Below are 14,597 nucleotides of genomic sequence, written 5' to 3'. Positions count from 1 at the left end.
ATGCGAGTCCAACTTTTCGCAATGTTAGCTTGTCGTGAATCAACCGATGTCTTAAATCAAGGCAAAGTTGAAAAGTTTTTAGTTGGATGGCATACGGCATGACAAACAGACTCATTTTTGTAAAAAAAATGAATACATCAATAGGAATTAGGAGTGATCGCTGTGGCAACAAAGAAAGCGGCTCTAGCCTGCACAGTTTGTGGTTCTAGAAACTACACGAAATCAGTGAGTGAAGGCAAACGCGGAGAGCGTTTAGAGATCAATAAGTTTTGTAAACATTGTAATCAATACACGATACATAAAGAAACAAAATAATTAGTAGGGGGATAAACGTTTGAATTTTTTACGGAGTGTCAGAGAAGAAATGAAACTTGTTTCATGGCCTTCAAAAAAACAATTACGCCATGATTCATTAGTTGTTATCGAAACAGCCATCATTTTTGCGTTGATGTTTTTCATCATGGATACAGCGATTCAAGCATTGATCAATTTGATCATTCGTTAGTAGCCAATTCAAAAAAAGCATGTTATACTGTTTGTGAGAAAAAACCTTGCGATTGCTGAGGTTTTTTTATTTTAGAACGAGGAGCCGATGGCGAAAATGGAATCTTTTGAAAAACAATGGTATGTATTGCATACTTATTCCGGCTATGAAAACAAAGTAAAGGCGAACATTGAATCACGTGCACAAAGTATGCGGATGGAAGACTATATCTTCCGCGTGGTTGTCCCTGAAGAAACTGAGACAGAAGTCAAGGGCGGTAAAGAAAAAGAAATCGTTCATAAAACTTTCCCTGGTTATGTGTTAGTTGAAATGGTGATGACCGATGATTCTTGGTATGTTGTTCGAAATACACCTGGTGTAACTGGTTTTGTTGGTTCACACGGTGCCGGAAGCAAGCCAGCGCCATTGATGCCTGAGGAAATCAATCATATCTTGCGTTCATTAGGGATGAGCACACGTCAACACGATCTTGAAGTCGAAGTTGGCGAAACAGTAAAAATCATCGAAGGTGCTTTTGCTGGACTTGAAGGAGTCATCACTGAGATTGACGAAGAACGCGATAAGATCAAAGCCAATATCGATATGTTCGGTCGTGAAACTAGTACCGAGTTAGATTTTGACCAAGTCGATAAAATTTAATCCATTAAGCTGAGGCAGTGATTGCTTCGGCTTTTTTTGATTAGACATTAACGTTTTTATACCAACTAATCGAAGGTGAGGGTGACGAGATGAAAAAAATAATGATCAGTTTGTTTGCTTTAGTGATGATCTTCGGACTTATGGGATGTGGCAGAGAACAAGCAGACACACCCAAAAATACAAAAAGACAAACAACAGCAAAAGCCGAGCATGAATTGAAGAAAAGCTCGGTACCAACGGTCTTTATCCACGGTTATGGCGGAACCATCAATTCTTTTGGCGGAATGATCCAACGGTTGACGGAACAAGCAGCGACTAAAAAGGAAATGGAGATTATTGTGCAAGCAGATGGTAGCCTGCAAGTCACTGGACAATTAAGTAAGAAAAAGGACAATCCTAGTATCCAAGTCCTATTTGCGGCTAATAAAGACAATGAATGGAATCAAACTGAGTGGATCTATTCAGTTTTAAACTATTTGAAACAACAAGGCATTGAGCAGGTCAACTTAGTAGGTCATTCAATGGGCGGCGTTAGTTCGCTACGCTATTTAACGACTTATGGCCAGCCAGATGATGCATCGATGATTAAAAAGTTTATCTCGATTGGCGCGCCATTCAACGAGTTTATCGATACGTTAGGTGAACAATCAATCGACGATTTACTACAAAATGGCCCCGATCAACAGGCGAGCCGCTATCTTGACTATAGTAACGGCATCGCCAATGTACCAAACAAATTATCAGTTTTATTAATAGCCGGGAAACTAGATCAGACGACCCCATCGGATGGGACAGTACCAGTGACTAGTGCTTTGGCGACTTATTCGTTACTAAAAAATCATGGAAATCCAATCAGTTATCAGATTTTTACTGGATCTAACGCACAACACAGCCAATTACATGAAAATCCAGAGGTAGACCAAGTCATTGCAAATTTCTTGTGGCAATAGGAGACAAAATCCTTGCTTACTTTTTGTAAGAGTATTAAAATAACTCGTGTATTCAAAAGAAAGAAGGACTGTATCATGGCTTATCAAACAAGTAACGAAGAACATCCAATTGAAATCGTAAATATCGCTTCATTAGAAGGACGCGTCAAAGAACGGATGGATAAGGGTGCGTTTGGTTATATTCGCGGTGGTTCTGAAGACGAATGGACAATGAAAGAAAATACAACTTCATTTAACAATAAAACAATTATGCCTCGTGTATTACGAGGTGTCGATCACGCCGACTTAAGTACGAAACTTTGGGACATAGAATTAGCAACACCAATTATTCAAGCGCCATCAGCGGCTCAAGGATTGGCCCATGAAAAAGGTGAAGCAGACACGGCCAAAGGGGTAGCAGCGGCTGGATCAATCTTCTCCATCAGTACGTATGCGAATACCACAATTGAAGATGCTGCCGCAGCGGCGCCAGAAGCTCCACAATTCTTCCAATTGTATATGAGTAAAGATGATGGCTTTAACGAATTTATTTTGGAAAAAGCAGTTAAGGCTGGCGCCAAAGCAATTATTTTGACGGCTGATTCTACTTTAGGCGGTTACCGCGAAGAAGATATTATCAATAACTTCCAATTCCCATTACCAATGCCAAACCTTGCTGCATATAGTGAAAAGAGTGCTAGCGGAGATGGTGAAGGTAAAGGTATCGCAGAAATCTATGCAGCAGCTAAACAAGGCTTGGTTCCCGAAGACATTAAAAAGATTAAAGATCTGACGAACTTGCCCGTTTTTGTTAAAGGAATTCAATCTCCAGAAGATGCTGAAGTTGCGATTGCAGCGGGTGCAGATGGTATCTGGGTTTCAAATCACGGTGGACGCCAATTAGATGGTGGCCCTGCTTCATTTGATGTCTTGCCATTAATCGCCGCTGTTGTAAACAAACGTGTGCCAATCGTCTTTGATAGTGGCGTGCGTCGTGGCGAACATGTTTTTAAAGCATTAGCTAGCGGAGCTGACTTAGTTGCTATCGGTCGTCCAGTAATTTATGGTTTGAATCTTGGCGGAGCAGAGGGCGTGAAATCAGTCTTTGATCATTTGAACAAAGAACTTTCAATTACTATGCAGCTTGCTGGGACAAAAACTATCGATGAGATCAAAAATACAAAATTAATGTAAGTAAAAAAGTCCGCTGACGATCATCGCCAGCGGACTTTTTTGTTAAATTTATTAAACAGTTACTTTTTCTGGTTCGCCAAAGACTTGTTTTTGCAAACGTAAACCAGTTGGTGTCGTAGCAACGCCACCTTCTGCTGTTTCTTTGAAGATCTGTGGCATAGCCCGACCGACTTTGTACATTGCTTCAACGACTTCATCGGGTGGGATGACACTGCGGATTCCCGCTAGCGCCATATCTGCTGAGATGAAGGCTTGAGAAGCGCCCATGGCATTACGTTTTACACAAGGAACTTCGACTAATCCGGCCACAGGGTCACAGATCAAGCCCATAACATTTTTCAAGGTAATCGCTAGTGCATTGGCAGCCATTTCCGGTGTCCCGCCATTTGCTGCGACTAGTGCAGCTGCTGACATGGCGCTGGCAGAACCAACTTCGGCTTGACAGCCGCCTTCTGCACCGGAGATCGAGGCATTGTTAGCCATGACTAAACCGAAAGCTCCAGCAGTAAATAGAAAGTCGATTTGTTCTTCGTGAGTCAAGTCTAATTTCTCACGCGCGGCCATCAAGACACCAGGTAGAACACCAGCACTGCCGGCAGTCGGGGTGGCACATACTAAGCCCATCTTCGCATTGACTTCATTGACAGCAATCCCATTACGAACGGCTTTCAAGATTGTTTCACCACTCATAAATTTGCCGCTTTCGATGTATTCATTCATCCGTTTGGCATCTCCACCGGTAATTCTTGTAACAGAAGTCACACCTTTGACGCCTTCTTCGATGGAGCTTTCCATCACTTCTAAATTGCGTTCCATTAACGCAATGATTTCTTCACGAGTCCGATCAGTTAATTCCATTTCAGTCGCGATCATCAATTCGCCGATTGTTGGATAATCCTTTGCTTGTTCAACCAGCTCTTGGATCGAATAAAACATGACAATTCCTCCTCATTCATATTAAGGTATTCATTTTATTTTTTAGGTCTGCTATTTGAAATACGTCACACTTAAAACATCGTCTTCTTGTTTGATTTCTTGACGTAATCCTTCTGGATCGTCCGGCGTATCATCGATTTCTAAGAGCACGATGCCGTTTTCACCACGTGTCTTACGAGTCATCGTTACTTTACCGATGTTTAGGCCATGTTTCATAAAGATCGTAGAAACACGCGAAAGCAAACCAGGTACGTCTTTATTAATAATGATATAAGTCGGATTCCCCATCCCCAATGAGATGCTGTAACCATTCATTTCGGTAATTTGAATATTTCCGCCGCCGATTGAAACACCGGTAATGGACATCTCTAAGTCACCTTTGATCATGCGCAAGGTAACCGTATTGGGATGATCAGCGATTTCTTTTTTCGGTACGAATAAAACTTCCATTCCTTGTTCGTGAGCGATTTTCAATGAATCGGATAAACGGGAGTCATCTGGTTCCATCCCTAAAATACCGCCGACTAAAGCAATATCTGTTCCATGACCACGATAGGTCTTGGCAAACGATTCATATAAATCAAATTCTACTGAGTCGGGGCGTTCCCCAAAGATCATGCGGCAAACTTTTCCAATTCGTGCAGCACCAGCAGTATGCGAGCTACTTGGGCCCACCATAACTGGACCAATAATGTCAAAAACACTTCGATATTTTAAAACTTCCATTATTTAAACCTCCTTAATTTATCCGATGAAAATCCTCATCAAGTCGATCATAGTGTAACATATCCGCTTTCATAAAATAGTTAGATTAATAATTTATTTTGTTATTCTCATAGTAGTTAAAGAGATTGTGAAGTGTTTTATTATTGTCCAAAAATTTCAACAGTTAAAAGCTGGAACTTGCATTTGCTTGAAGAGTCTGCTATGATACCAAAGTGTGTCTTTATACACATGTTTTAAGTGGGAGGAGAAATTTTGATCTCCAATTAACCACATCACGGACTCAAGGAGGTATGTCTCGTGGCAAAGAAAGTAGAAAAATTAGTTAAACTGCAAATTCCTGCAGGGAAAGCAACACCAGCTCCCCCAGTAGGTCCTGCACTAGGTCAAGCGGGTATCAACATCATGGGATTCACGAAAGAATTCAATGCTCGTACAGCTGATCAAGCAGGTTTGATCATTCCAGTTGTGATCTCTGTATATGAAGACCGTTCATTTACATTTATCACAAAAACACCACCAGCTGCTGTATTATTGAAAAAAGCTGCCGGTGTTGAAAAAGGTTCTGGCGAACCGAACAAAACTAAAGTTGCAAAAGTTACTAGCGATCAAGTAAAAGAAATCGCTGAGTTGAAAATGCAAGACCTAAACGCTGCTACCGTTGAGTCAGCAATGCGCATGGTTGAAGGAACTGCACGAAGCATGGGGATCACTGTCGAATAATTTTCGACGACCCAAGAAAGTAGCTTCTCAGTTGGCTCCCTATCTAAAGATACGGAACACGTGGGAGGTTCTACCGTTATAACCACATCAAGGAGGAAACAAAATGGCTAAAAAGAGCAAAAAAATGCAAGATGCATTAAAAAAAGTTGATACTACTAAAGCTTACCCAGTTGCGGAAGCAGTAGCACTAGCAAAAGAAATTAACTTCGCAAAATTTGACGCAACGGTTGAAGTTGCTTACAAATTAAGCGTAGATCCTAAAAAAGCAGACCAACAAATCCGTGGAGCAGTTGTGCTTCCAAACGGAACTGGTAAAACACAAACTGTTTTAGTCTTCGCTAAAGGCGAAAAAGCAAAAGAAGCAGAAGCTGCTGGCGCTGATTTCGTTGGCGACGACGACATGGTTGCAAAAATTCAAGGTGGATGGTTCGACTTTGACGTTGTTGTTGCGACACCTGATATGATGGCGACAGTTGGTAAATTAGGTCGTGTGCTTGGACCAAAAGGTTTAATGCCTAACCCTAAAACTGGTACTGTAACAATGGATGTTACAAAAGCTGTTGAAGAAGTAAAAGCTGGTAAAGTAACGTACCGTGTTGATAAAGCTGGTAACGTACATGTACCAATCGGTAAAGTATCATTTGATGATGCTAAATTGGTTGAAAACTTCAACACAATCAACGAAACTTTAGTAAAAGCAAAACCTGCAACTGCTAAAGGTCAATACATCAAAAACATTTCACTAACAACAACATTTGGACCTGGTATCCATGTTGAACAAACAATCTAATTAATTTTAGAAAAATACTTGACTCGGCTAGCTTATCTATGGTAAGTTAGTCGAGGTTATTAATTAACTGGACCGAAGACAGTAGGTGACGTAAGTCTTAATTTCCTACCGAGGACATTTATTGAGAACATTCAATAGTCCCTCTATGTCTACGGTGGCATAGGGTATTTTTTTGCTTTGGCAAAAGATACTCTCCCCATCAAAATCAGGAGGTGAAATATATAATGAGTGAAGTAGCAATCGCTAAAAAAGCCGCTATCGTTGATGAAGTCACTGAAAAATTCAGCGCAGCAGCTTCAGCCGTTATCGTTGATTACCGTGGTCTTACTGTAGAACAAGTGACTGAATTACGTAAACAACTACGCGACGCTAACGTTGAAATGAAAGTTATCAAAAATTCTATCTTAACTCGTGCTGCTGAAAAAGCTGGCTTGAGTGGATTAGATGAAGTCTTCACAGGACCTACTGCTGTAGCGTTCAGTAATGAAGACGTAGTTGCCCCAGCTAAAATTATCGATGAATTCGCTAAAACAGCTGAAAAACTAGAAATCAAAGGTGGTATCATTGAAGGAAAAGTAGCTTCTATCGAAGAAATTACTGCTCTTGCAAAACTACCAAACCGCGATGGACTTCTTTCTATGCTGTTATCTGTCCTTCAAGCGCCAGTCCGCAACGTGGCTTACGCTGTGAAAGCAGTCGCAGAAAAAGAAGAAGAAGTAGCTTAATTGCTGCATAAATAAAAAATAAAAAAACTTACTCAAACGGAGGAAATTTAAAATGGCATTGAACATTGAAAACATTGTTGAAGAGCTTAAAGGCGCAACAATCTTAGAATTAAACGACTTAGTTAAAGCTATCGAAGACGAATTTGGCGTAACTGCTGCTGCTCCTGTAGCTGCTGCTGGCGCTGCTGCAGGTCCTGCTGCTGAAGAACAAACAGAATTTACAGTTGAATTAACAGCTGTAGGTGACCAAAAAGTTAAAGTTATCAAAGCAGTTCGTGAAGCAACTGGCTTAGGCTTGAAAGAAGCTAAAGCTGTAGTTGATGGCGCTCCTGCACCAGTTAAAGAAGATGTATCTAAAGAAGACGCTGAAGCTCTTAAAGCTGCTTTAGAAGAAGTTGGCGCAACTGTAACTGTAAAATAATTTTCGCGAATTATTTAAGGACTAGAAACCTTGTTAAATCAGGGCTTCTAGTCTTTTTTCGTTGTCTGAAAAATATATTGAATAGGTTTTTGAATAGGTATTTCTTTAATTTGCCATGAATAGAGCGAATTTCTCACCAGTATTTGTGGCCATCTTAGGTGTGACCTTAGCATAAATGTTCATGGTCGTTTGAACATCTTTGTGACCTAATCGGCCCTGGACTTCTTTCATACTTGCGCCAGCTTCAAAAAGTAAGCTGCAGTGCGTGAATCGAAATCCGTGAGCAGTGATCTTTTGCATATCTTCATGACGATTGTAAAAGTTCCTTAGCCATCCATTGACTAGGGAAGGGCGAATAGCTTTGTTTTGGTCATTGCTAAATACTAACTGATTTTTCTTGTTGGTATTAAAGCCAAGTTTGAAGTACCATTCTCTTTGTTCCTTTTGCCAATCAGTAAGCAACTTCATAGTAATTGGATCTAGATTGATTGTGCGGTAGGAATTTTTAGTTTTAGGAGTCTGTATGATGATCTCACTATCTTCATTGACTGCTACTGTCCGGCCTACCGTTAACTCATGCTTTAAGAAATTGATATCCGAATATTGCAAGGCAAGGGCCTCACTTTTCCTCAGACCAGTATAAGCCAAAAGGTGAAAGAACACATATTTCATTCGGTCGCCTTCAGACTCATAAAGAGAAAGAAATTCCTGTAACTGCTGCTTAGTGTAGAAGTTAATAGGTTTGTCTTTCTCTTTTTGTCGTGGTGTCTGTGTCTTTTTCATTGGATTAGAATTAATCAGCTCTAATGAAACTGCATAATCAAGAATAAGGTTCAACTTCATCCTAAATCCTTTATATCCTCGATACTTCTCAAACCAACCATCTAAAACCTTTTGACAATAAGCTACAGTAATCTTGTTCAGCTTCATCTTTTTGAAGTGCGGCAAGATATATAAATCAAATACTGTAATTGTGGCGGCCGCCGTTGAAGGTTTCACCTTATTTCGATATTTTGGCAGCCAGTCTTTATAAAGTTGTTCAAAAGTAACTATCTTACTTTGAGAAAAGCCGTTCTCCTCGATCTCAATCAAGAGTTTATTCAGCGCTAACGTAGGTGGAGTATTTGCTGCTTTAACGGGACCAGTTGGAATTGTGATTGCTATCGTTGCCGGTTTGGTTGCGGCATTTGTCATTGCTTGGAATACCAGTGAAGGGTTTAGAAACGCTTGCATAGCTATCTGGGAATCTATCAAAAACACTATTTCATTTGCCGTTCAAACCGTTTCAAACACGATCACAAGAATTTTCGGATCGGTCGTTCAATGGTGGAAAGCTAACAATGAGGAAATAGCTGCCGCAGTAAATACGATTTGGAATGGAAAAATCGGTCAATTTATTCGAAATGAAATGGGTGTAATTCAAGGAATCATTGTTGGTGTATGGACTGCAATTAAAGGAATAACCGAAGGGATTTGGACAGCAATTTCAACTGTCATCGAAGGTGCTTTAAGAGTAATCCAAGGTTTGATCAAGTTTATTCTTGGTGTACTTTCAGGTGATTGGTCAATGGCGTGGGAAGGAATGGTGGAAGCCGCGTCTGGGATTTTATACGGACTTGGTGGCATTGTTGTTGGAGCTTTAGAAGCTGTAATCGGCGTTGTTAAAGGATTCTTTTCTACCTTCAAAAATGCAGGTTGGAATCTGGTCAAGATGATTGCTGATGGGATTTGGTCAGCAATTAGTTTGCCGGCAAAGGCTATCAATGCGGTTGTTTCAAAAGTCCGTAAATACTTACCATTCTCTCCAGCAAAAGAAGGGCCGCTCAGTGATTTGGATAAGTTGAATTTTGGCGGAACAATCTCAACAGGTATTTACTCTGGACAGGATGAGATTAATCGAGCGATGGCTTCCGTTTTAGACATTCCGGCATTGAGTAATTTGAATGCGAATCTAGGAGTGAAACACACGGTAACAAGAAATGAAAATCATTCAAATAAGCAGCCTGCAGTTTTCAACGTTCGATTAGGAAATCAAAGTTTCAAAGCCTTTGTTGATGACATTAGTCAGGCACAGGGACAAGAAACAAATCTGAATTTATCATTCTAAAAAGAAAAAATAGGAGGAAATATGTATGAATAGCGGAACAGTAAAATGGTTTAATCAAGAACATGGCTTCGGATTTATCGCCGGAGAGGACGGCAAGGATATCTTTCTCCATTACAGCGATATCGTTGGAGAAGGATATCGATTGCTAGAAGAAGGCCAATCAGTCGTTTATACGATTGGTGAGAGCGACAGAGGGAAGAAAGCAACGAATGTAGTAGTTGAATAGTATCGGTGACGGTGGAGTTTTCCATCGTCATTTTTCTTTTGCAAAAGCTAATTATGAAACTCATATTCCAGTGAGAGTAATATAACTATTGTTCGTCTAGGATTTAATGATAAAGCTATAGATTCAATTCATTTGACCATGATACAATTATTCTAGAAAAGAATAATGCTAATGAAAGAAGGGCTAGCTTTTGAAAAAGTTTGTTACGGTTGTATCAATGATTTTATTGTCTATCACATTGACCGCTTGCGGAAACAAGGTTACTGTTGACGATTTAAAATCTCATGATTGGCAAATGGATATGAACGAGAACGAAGATAACATCCATTTTAAAGTATCTTTTAGTGATCACGTCATGACCTGGGCTGTAGATGCGTCTGAAATGAAAAGCAAGGCATCAAACGAGTGGGAAAAGATGGGTGAAGATCTTGGGAAACAAATTGTGGAAACCATCAAGTATAAAGTTGAGTATGAGTTGAAGGGAAAAACAATCCACCTTAAAGAAAAGGATTTAGAGTTAGATGATGACTATAGCATTGAAAAAGAAGACAAAAATATTGTTCTCACACCAGAAGATAAAGATGCTGAAAAAATTGTTTTAAAGCCTTACTCAAAAAAAACAAATCAAAATGAAACGTCTACTTCAAAGGCCAAAAAGAAAACAGCTGTGAAATTATCCGAAGTCATTGATCAATTTAAAAAAGATGGACTTGAAGTTAATGATGCACGAAAAATGACTAAAGATGATTTTGGTACAGCTCCTTTAGCAGCAAAAGAAAGTATGATTTTTGGAATTCAATTAGGTAGTGATGGAGAATATCAAAATGCTCGAATTTTTTCATTTACCACCTTAGAAGATTTAACGAATACAAAGGACTATTATGATGATCTAGGTAAATCATCTTCATTAGCGTACTCGTACACTGCCGCTGATGAGGATAATTTAGTATTAATGCAATTTAACGGAGATCTTCCTAAAGAACTGGTAGAAAGATATGTAGATACTGCTGATTTGGAATTGACACCAGTAAACTTTGAAACAGAATCAACGAACTCTGAAGTAATTGAAGAAGATAATGCGTATAGTTCACCATCAAGCAGCAATCAAGTAGAACGACAAGCAGAGTCTAACTTACAAGAAACACAAGCTCAGAAAGTGGCCGCAGAAGCAGAATCAAAAGCTCAACAAGAGGCTGCCAGACAGCAGCAAGCCGCTCAAGAACAAGAGCAACAGCAGCAAGAGAACTCTCAGAATGATGCGAACTCACAGTATGGTGTAGTTCAAGCTGGTGAAGGTCCGCCACAAATTGCAGCTCGTTACGGTATTAGTGTTGAGCAACTATTTAGTCTAAATGGAATGTCAGCGGATAACTATTACTTTGATCCAGGGCAGCAGATTAGAATAAAATAATTCAAAGATATCTAACCTTTATCCAAAGATAAATACAAATAGAATGATTGTATAATCCCTAGTCGATTGACCGGGGATTTTTGGTATACTGATTTTGAGGTGAAACGATGAAAAAAATTTTTGATAATTCAACATTTCAATCGTTAGCGCTCGGATCACTTGCAGGAGGGATTGTGGGCTTACTTATAATCTTTTTATTCGGGGTTAGATTCTCAATTGATGGTTCGTTGGCTGAGTGGCTTAGTGCTATAGGTACGATAGGAGCTGTAGTAGTCTCCCTATGGTTAGTTTTTAGAAAAGAAAAATTAAATGTCCGGATCTTGGTTAGGAATGGGAATAAACAAGAGCGGACAGAAGATGGCATTATTATGATAAACACGGAGAAATCTATGGTGGTAGTTAGTGCCTATAATGCCGGTGAAATTACAGCTGGAGTAAGCTTTATGGGATTTAGATCCAAAAAATTGGCTCAAGAGCCTAATGAGGAAGGCTATATTCTTGATTTGTTTGATGTAGTAAAGGGTTCGAGTTTAGAATTCATACCACCTGGGAATTCTGGGAAAGAGCACATCCTAACTAGTGATTTATTATTAGGTATCGGTGATAAATATAAGGAGCACAACGGAGAAATAATTCTTGATGCGGTGTTTATTGACATTAAGGGAAAAGAAATTATACAGTCAATAATCGTACCAAAAGATTGGGAGTAATAAGATGCTCACAGAGTGAACGGCCGCCATAATAGTTCATCAAGTTGATGGCTTTTTTGATATAATTTGGTTGAGGTGGTAAAAATGAATTGGGTTTTTGTTAGAGAGAGTATTAATTTGATAAAAGTAATTTTTAAAAAAAGAAAAACAGATATTTGGTTAATAGTCTTAATTTCCTTATTTTTCTTTATGTTAGGAGTTTGTTTTTTTAGTCTGTTTGTCAATGATTTAGGATTATCAGAAATATCGGGCTTCTTTGGTGCTGCAGGAGCCTTTTTTGCTGGTGGTATTTCATTTGCCGGAGCTAGATGGAATACTAAACGAACAGCTGAAATCCAAAAAGAAATGAGTGATAAAAATAACAGATTACAAAAAGAAATGCATCAAAGAAAAATTGATGCTGATTTAAAAGCCAGTGCAAGAATTGATTGGATACAAAAGGTGAGAGAAGAAACAGTAAAATTTGTGTCGTCAATTACCCGTCTGCTAGATTTTTTACCAAGTTATCAAGAACACGAAAAACTAAAACACTACTTTAAGAAGATAGTAATCTTAGAATTTCTAAGTAAAGGAAGTAACTTGAGCAAGGGAAAAATAAGCAAAGTTGTTGATTCTGTGCCTATTTCATTAGATAATGATATATCGATCATATTTTCATCAACTGCACTAAAGAATTTTGAAAAATTTGATGAAATAGAGAAAAAATTAGTTCAGAACAGTCTAGTAAACTTAGCAAATAATACTCTTGATGGTAAAAGTAATGTTAAAGTGATCAAGGAATATTCAGGAGAAAACTATGATAAGGTGCTTTCTATTAGGTTAGGTAATGGGTTACGGATGATTGTTGCAGTAGATGAAAAAATTAGAACTAAAATTGAGAAAATTGAAAGTGTTGAAGTGGTCAGTAGTTACATGTCAAAAAGTCAAATACAGCAAGAACGAGACGCATTAATTGATAAGGTAAAAACTCAAGCCAATTTGTTAAAACTATATTTTGGACCGAGTAAGTCAGATGATAGAAATGATAAAATTTTGAATCTAGTAGAAAACTGTACAAAGATTTTAGGTAAAGAGAAGATTAGTTCTAATGACCTAGTAAACGTCAAAGTTAATACCAATGACTTAGTAAATACAATGAGGGAATATCTAAAGATAGAATGGGATAAGGCAAAAGAGGGAAAATAAATACCGCCCACATAGGAGCGGCCGCTTGCCCTGAGCTAATTGAGTTTTTGAATATGAAAATGAATATGTTTGAATGTGTTTTTAGTTTTATTAAGCTGATGTGCTAAAATAAATTATAGTAAAAATTGGCGATAATACACCTTGGTTCATTCCAATAATGCTGTCTTTTCTGTAACTGTAAAATAATCTCTTTTGATTATTTCAAGCTAGAATCCTTAGTTGATAAGGGTTCTAGCTTTTTTTGTTTTCTAAAAAAGGTAATTTTTCTACGACCATGAAATGAAACAGTTTCTGGGAATGTTTGCTATACTTGATAGAGTTAGTGAAAAATGCACTACAAGACAGAAATTCATTGTTTTAGTATTACAGGGAATCTTATCTAATAGTAGCGCTGAAGAGATTTAGGGGGATAAAAATGGATCTTATCGAAAACAATACCTTGGAAATGCAGGAAGTGGTAAGAGAGAAAGTTGTTGAGTTTGGGAATAGCAGCTTGCCAAGTTCGATCGACACGTTGCCAGAGGCTTCTTTTGGCTGTTATTTATATAATGACGAGGAAAAAGTGGTGGGAGGTATCACGGCGCATAGCTTTTGGAATATCATGCACATTGATTTTTTCTGGGTGGATGAGTCATTACGGGGGCAGGGTCAAGGGAAAAAGTTACTAATCAAGATGGAAGAAATCGCTAAAAGGGAAAAATGCAACGTAATCCATCTTGAAACATTTTCCTTTGAAGCCCCGCGTTTCTACGCAAAGAATGGCTATCAGGAATTTGGAAAAATAGGAGATGTTCCAGTCTCAGGTTGTGATTATTTCTTTTTCAAAAAGGAGATTTAAATTTTTTACTGAAGTAGTTTTGACGTTGGAGATCTGAGTTTCAGGTCTCTTTTTTTATGTAGGCATGTTTTTTTATCACCGAAGTGCTAAAATTATTTTTTTCTTGTAAGAATTTTGAGTTCGGCTTTTGGTCTTGCTAGCGCTATGATGTGTTTGAGCAGAAATTTTCTAAGGAGGAAGAGCAGAGATGAAGAACCCAGAATTGACTCAAAGACAATTATTCACAATGAAACGGGAAACATTGGAGAAAAAGGTTGTGACCTATTATGAAGCAACTCAAAATGCATCCGCTGTGATCGAGTACGCGGTTGCCATCATGGTACGAAATGCCTTAGTAGTAGATGATTTTTCTTTTATGTTCAAAGAGCTGATTTGCGAAATATTTTTGTCGGCGGGGCCTAATTCTGTGCTGCGTCAATTTTGTCCTTATTTCAAGAGCTATTTTAAAGGTGGTGAATGAGGAAAAGTCATTGAGCGGCTATTTAACAATAAACCTGACTACCATCGCTTCTGTGAAACAACTCGGCAATATAGT

General features: G+C 38.7%; 19 protein-coding genes and 1 other annotated feature. Of the genes, 16 read left to right on the top strand and 3 right to left on the bottom strand.

Going from position 1 to position 14,597, the window contains the following annotated elements; all coding sequences use genetic code 11:
* Positions 1-162: 162 nt before the first annotated feature.
* From rpmG to EP1_RS11025, 5 genes are all read left to right on the top strand, one after another.
* Complete coding sequence (rpmG, locus tag EP1_RS13355; RefSeq protein WP_010739830.1) at positions 163-315, top strand: 50S ribosomal protein L33; 153 nt, start codon at positions 163-165, stop codon at positions 313-315.
* Between the two features lie 19 nt (positions 316-334).
* The gene (gene secE, locus EP1_RS11040) at positions 335-505 is read left to right on the top strand and encodes a preprotein translocase subunit SecE (protein ID WP_010746478.1); all 171 of its coding nucleotides are present in this window, start codon (positions 335-337) and stop codon (positions 503-505) included.
* A gap of 96 nt (positions 506-601) precedes the next feature.
* Positions 602-1,144, top strand: coding sequence for a transcription termination/antitermination protein NusG (gene nusG, locus EP1_RS11035; RefSeq protein WP_067627326.1), 543 nt, complete (start codon positions 602-604; stop codon positions 1,142-1,144).
* An 89-nt stretch (positions 1,145-1,233) separates the two neighbouring features.
* Positions 1,234-2,094 carry an alpha/beta fold hydrolase gene (locus EP1_RS11030; RefSeq protein ID WP_067627324.1) on the top strand — a complete coding sequence of 287 codons (861 nt, stop codon included), beginning with the start codon at positions 1,234-1,236 and terminating at the stop codon, positions 2,092-2,094.
* A gap of 75 nt (positions 2,095-2,169) precedes the next feature.
* On the top strand, positions 2,170-3,267 hold the full coding sequence (locus tag EP1_RS11025) for a lactate oxidase (RefSeq protein WP_067627321.1): 1,098 nt from the start codon (positions 2,170-2,172) through the stop codon (positions 3,265-3,267).
* A gap of 51 nt (positions 3,268-3,318) precedes the next feature.
* On the opposite strand, the gene sdaAA is transcribed toward EP1_RS11025, so the two are convergent.
* Together sdaAA and sdaAB are read right to left on the bottom strand one after the other, a co-directional pair.
* The gene (gene sdaAA / locus EP1_RS11020) at positions 3,319-4,203 is read right to left on the bottom strand and encodes an L-serine ammonia-lyase, iron-sulfur-dependent, subunit alpha (protein ID WP_067627319.1); all 885 of its coding nucleotides are present in this window, start codon (positions 4,201-4,203) and stop codon (positions 3,319-3,321) included.
* A gap of 51 nt (positions 4,204-4,254) precedes the next feature.
* Positions 4,255-4,929, bottom strand: coding sequence for an L-serine ammonia-lyase, iron-sulfur-dependent subunit beta (gene sdaAB / locus EP1_RS11015; RefSeq protein ID WP_067627317.1), 675 nt, complete (start codon positions 4,927-4,929; stop codon positions 4,255-4,257).
* A 297-nt stretch (positions 4,930-5,226) separates the two neighbouring features.
* Between sdaAB and rplK the strand changes: the two genes are divergently transcribed.
* The 4 genes from rplK to rplL all read left to right on the top strand — a co-directional run bounded on the left by rplK (position 5,227) and on the right by rplL (position 7,585).
* Positions 5,227-5,649, top strand: coding sequence for a 50S ribosomal protein L11 (rplK, locus tag EP1_RS11010; RefSeq protein ID WP_067627315.1), 423 nt, complete (start codon positions 5,227-5,229; stop codon positions 5,647-5,649).
* Between the two features lie 103 nt (positions 5,650-5,752).
* The gene (gene rplA / locus EP1_RS11005; protein ID WP_067627312.1) at positions 5,753-6,439 is read left to right on the top strand and encodes a 50S ribosomal protein L1; all 687 of its coding nucleotides are present in this window, start codon (positions 5,753-5,755) and stop codon (positions 6,437-6,439) included.
* A 54-nt stretch (positions 6,440-6,493) separates the two neighbouring features.
* Positions 6,494-6,620 (top strand) — a sequence feature (ribosomal protein L10 leader region).
* 43 nt (positions 6,621-6,663) lie between these two features.
* Entirely contained in the window at positions 6,664-7,164 is a 501-nt protein-coding gene (gene rplJ, locus EP1_RS11000) for a 50S ribosomal protein L10 (protein ID WP_067627310.1), read from the top strand.
* A 52-nt stretch (positions 7,165-7,216) separates the two neighbouring features.
* Positions 7,217-7,585 (top strand): 50S ribosomal protein L7/L12, encoded by a 369-nt coding sequence (gene rplL / locus EP1_RS10995; protein ID WP_067627308.1) that lies wholly within the window; start codon positions 7,217-7,219, stop codon positions 7,583-7,585.
* Positions 7,586-7,690: 105 nt separating this feature from the next.
* Here the strand turns inward: rplL and EP1_RS10990 are convergent, their stop codons facing one another.
* A complete protein-coding gene (locus EP1_RS10990) occupies positions 7,691-8,779 on the bottom strand; it encodes a tyrosine-type recombinase/integrase (RefSeq protein ID WP_067627306.1) in 1,089 nt (362 codons plus the stop codon).
* Between EP1_RS10990 and EP1_RS10985 the strand changes: the two genes are divergently transcribed.
* The 7 genes from EP1_RS10985 (at position 8,739) to EP1_RS10955 (ending at position 14,522) form a co-directional block, all read left to right on the top strand.
* On the top strand, positions 8,739-9,692 hold the full coding sequence (locus EP1_RS10985; protein ID WP_157065591.1) for a phage tail protein: 954 nt from the start codon (positions 8,739-8,741) through the stop codon (positions 9,690-9,692). The two genes, EP1_RS10990 and EP1_RS10985, sit on opposite strands and share 41 nt — an antisense overlap.
* Before the next feature lie 25 nt (positions 9,693-9,717).
* Positions 9,718-9,918: a cold-shock protein gene (locus tag EP1_RS10980; RefSeq protein WP_067627302.1), complete on the top strand. Its 201-nt coding sequence runs from the start codon at positions 9,718-9,720 to the stop codon at positions 9,916-9,918.
* A gap of 190 nt (positions 9,919-10,108) precedes the next feature.
* Positions 10,109-11,329, top strand: a complete 1,221-nt coding sequence (locus EP1_RS10975; RefSeq protein ID WP_067627300.1) for a LysM peptidoglycan-binding domain-containing protein — start codon at positions 10,109-10,111, stop codon at positions 11,327-11,329.
* A 107-nt stretch (positions 11,330-11,436) separates the two neighbouring features.
* Positions 11,437-12,039: a hypothetical protein gene (locus EP1_RS10970; protein WP_067627298.1), complete on the top strand. Its 603-nt coding sequence runs from the start codon at positions 11,437-11,439 to the stop codon at positions 12,037-12,039.
* 84 nt (positions 12,040-12,123) lie between these two features.
* On the top strand, positions 12,124-13,224 hold the full coding sequence (locus EP1_RS10965) for a hypothetical protein (RefSeq protein WP_067627296.1): 1,101 nt from the start codon (positions 12,124-12,126) through the stop codon (positions 13,222-13,224).
* Positions 13,225-13,639: 415 nt separating this feature from the next.
* Complete coding sequence (locus EP1_RS10960; RefSeq protein ID WP_067627294.1) at positions 13,640-14,062, top strand: GNAT family N-acetyltransferase; 423 nt, start codon at positions 13,640-13,642, stop codon at positions 14,060-14,062.
* 187 nt (positions 14,063-14,249) lie between these two features.
* The gene (locus tag EP1_RS10955) at positions 14,250-14,522 is read left to right on the top strand and encodes a hypothetical protein (protein ID WP_067627292.1); all 273 of its coding nucleotides are present in this window, start codon (positions 14,250-14,252) and stop codon (positions 14,520-14,522) included.
* The last annotated feature ends 75 nt before the right edge of the window (positions 14,523-14,597 follow it).

This window comes from Enterococcus pseudoavium NBRC 100491 (genome assembly GCF_001544295.1).
Classification (GTDB): Bacteria; Bacillota; Bacilli; order Lactobacillales; family Enterococcaceae; genus Enterococcus_A; species Enterococcus_A pseudoavium.
The sequence above is the reverse complement of the archived record's forward strand: the minus strand, read 5'-3'. Positions and strand labels throughout refer to the sequence as shown.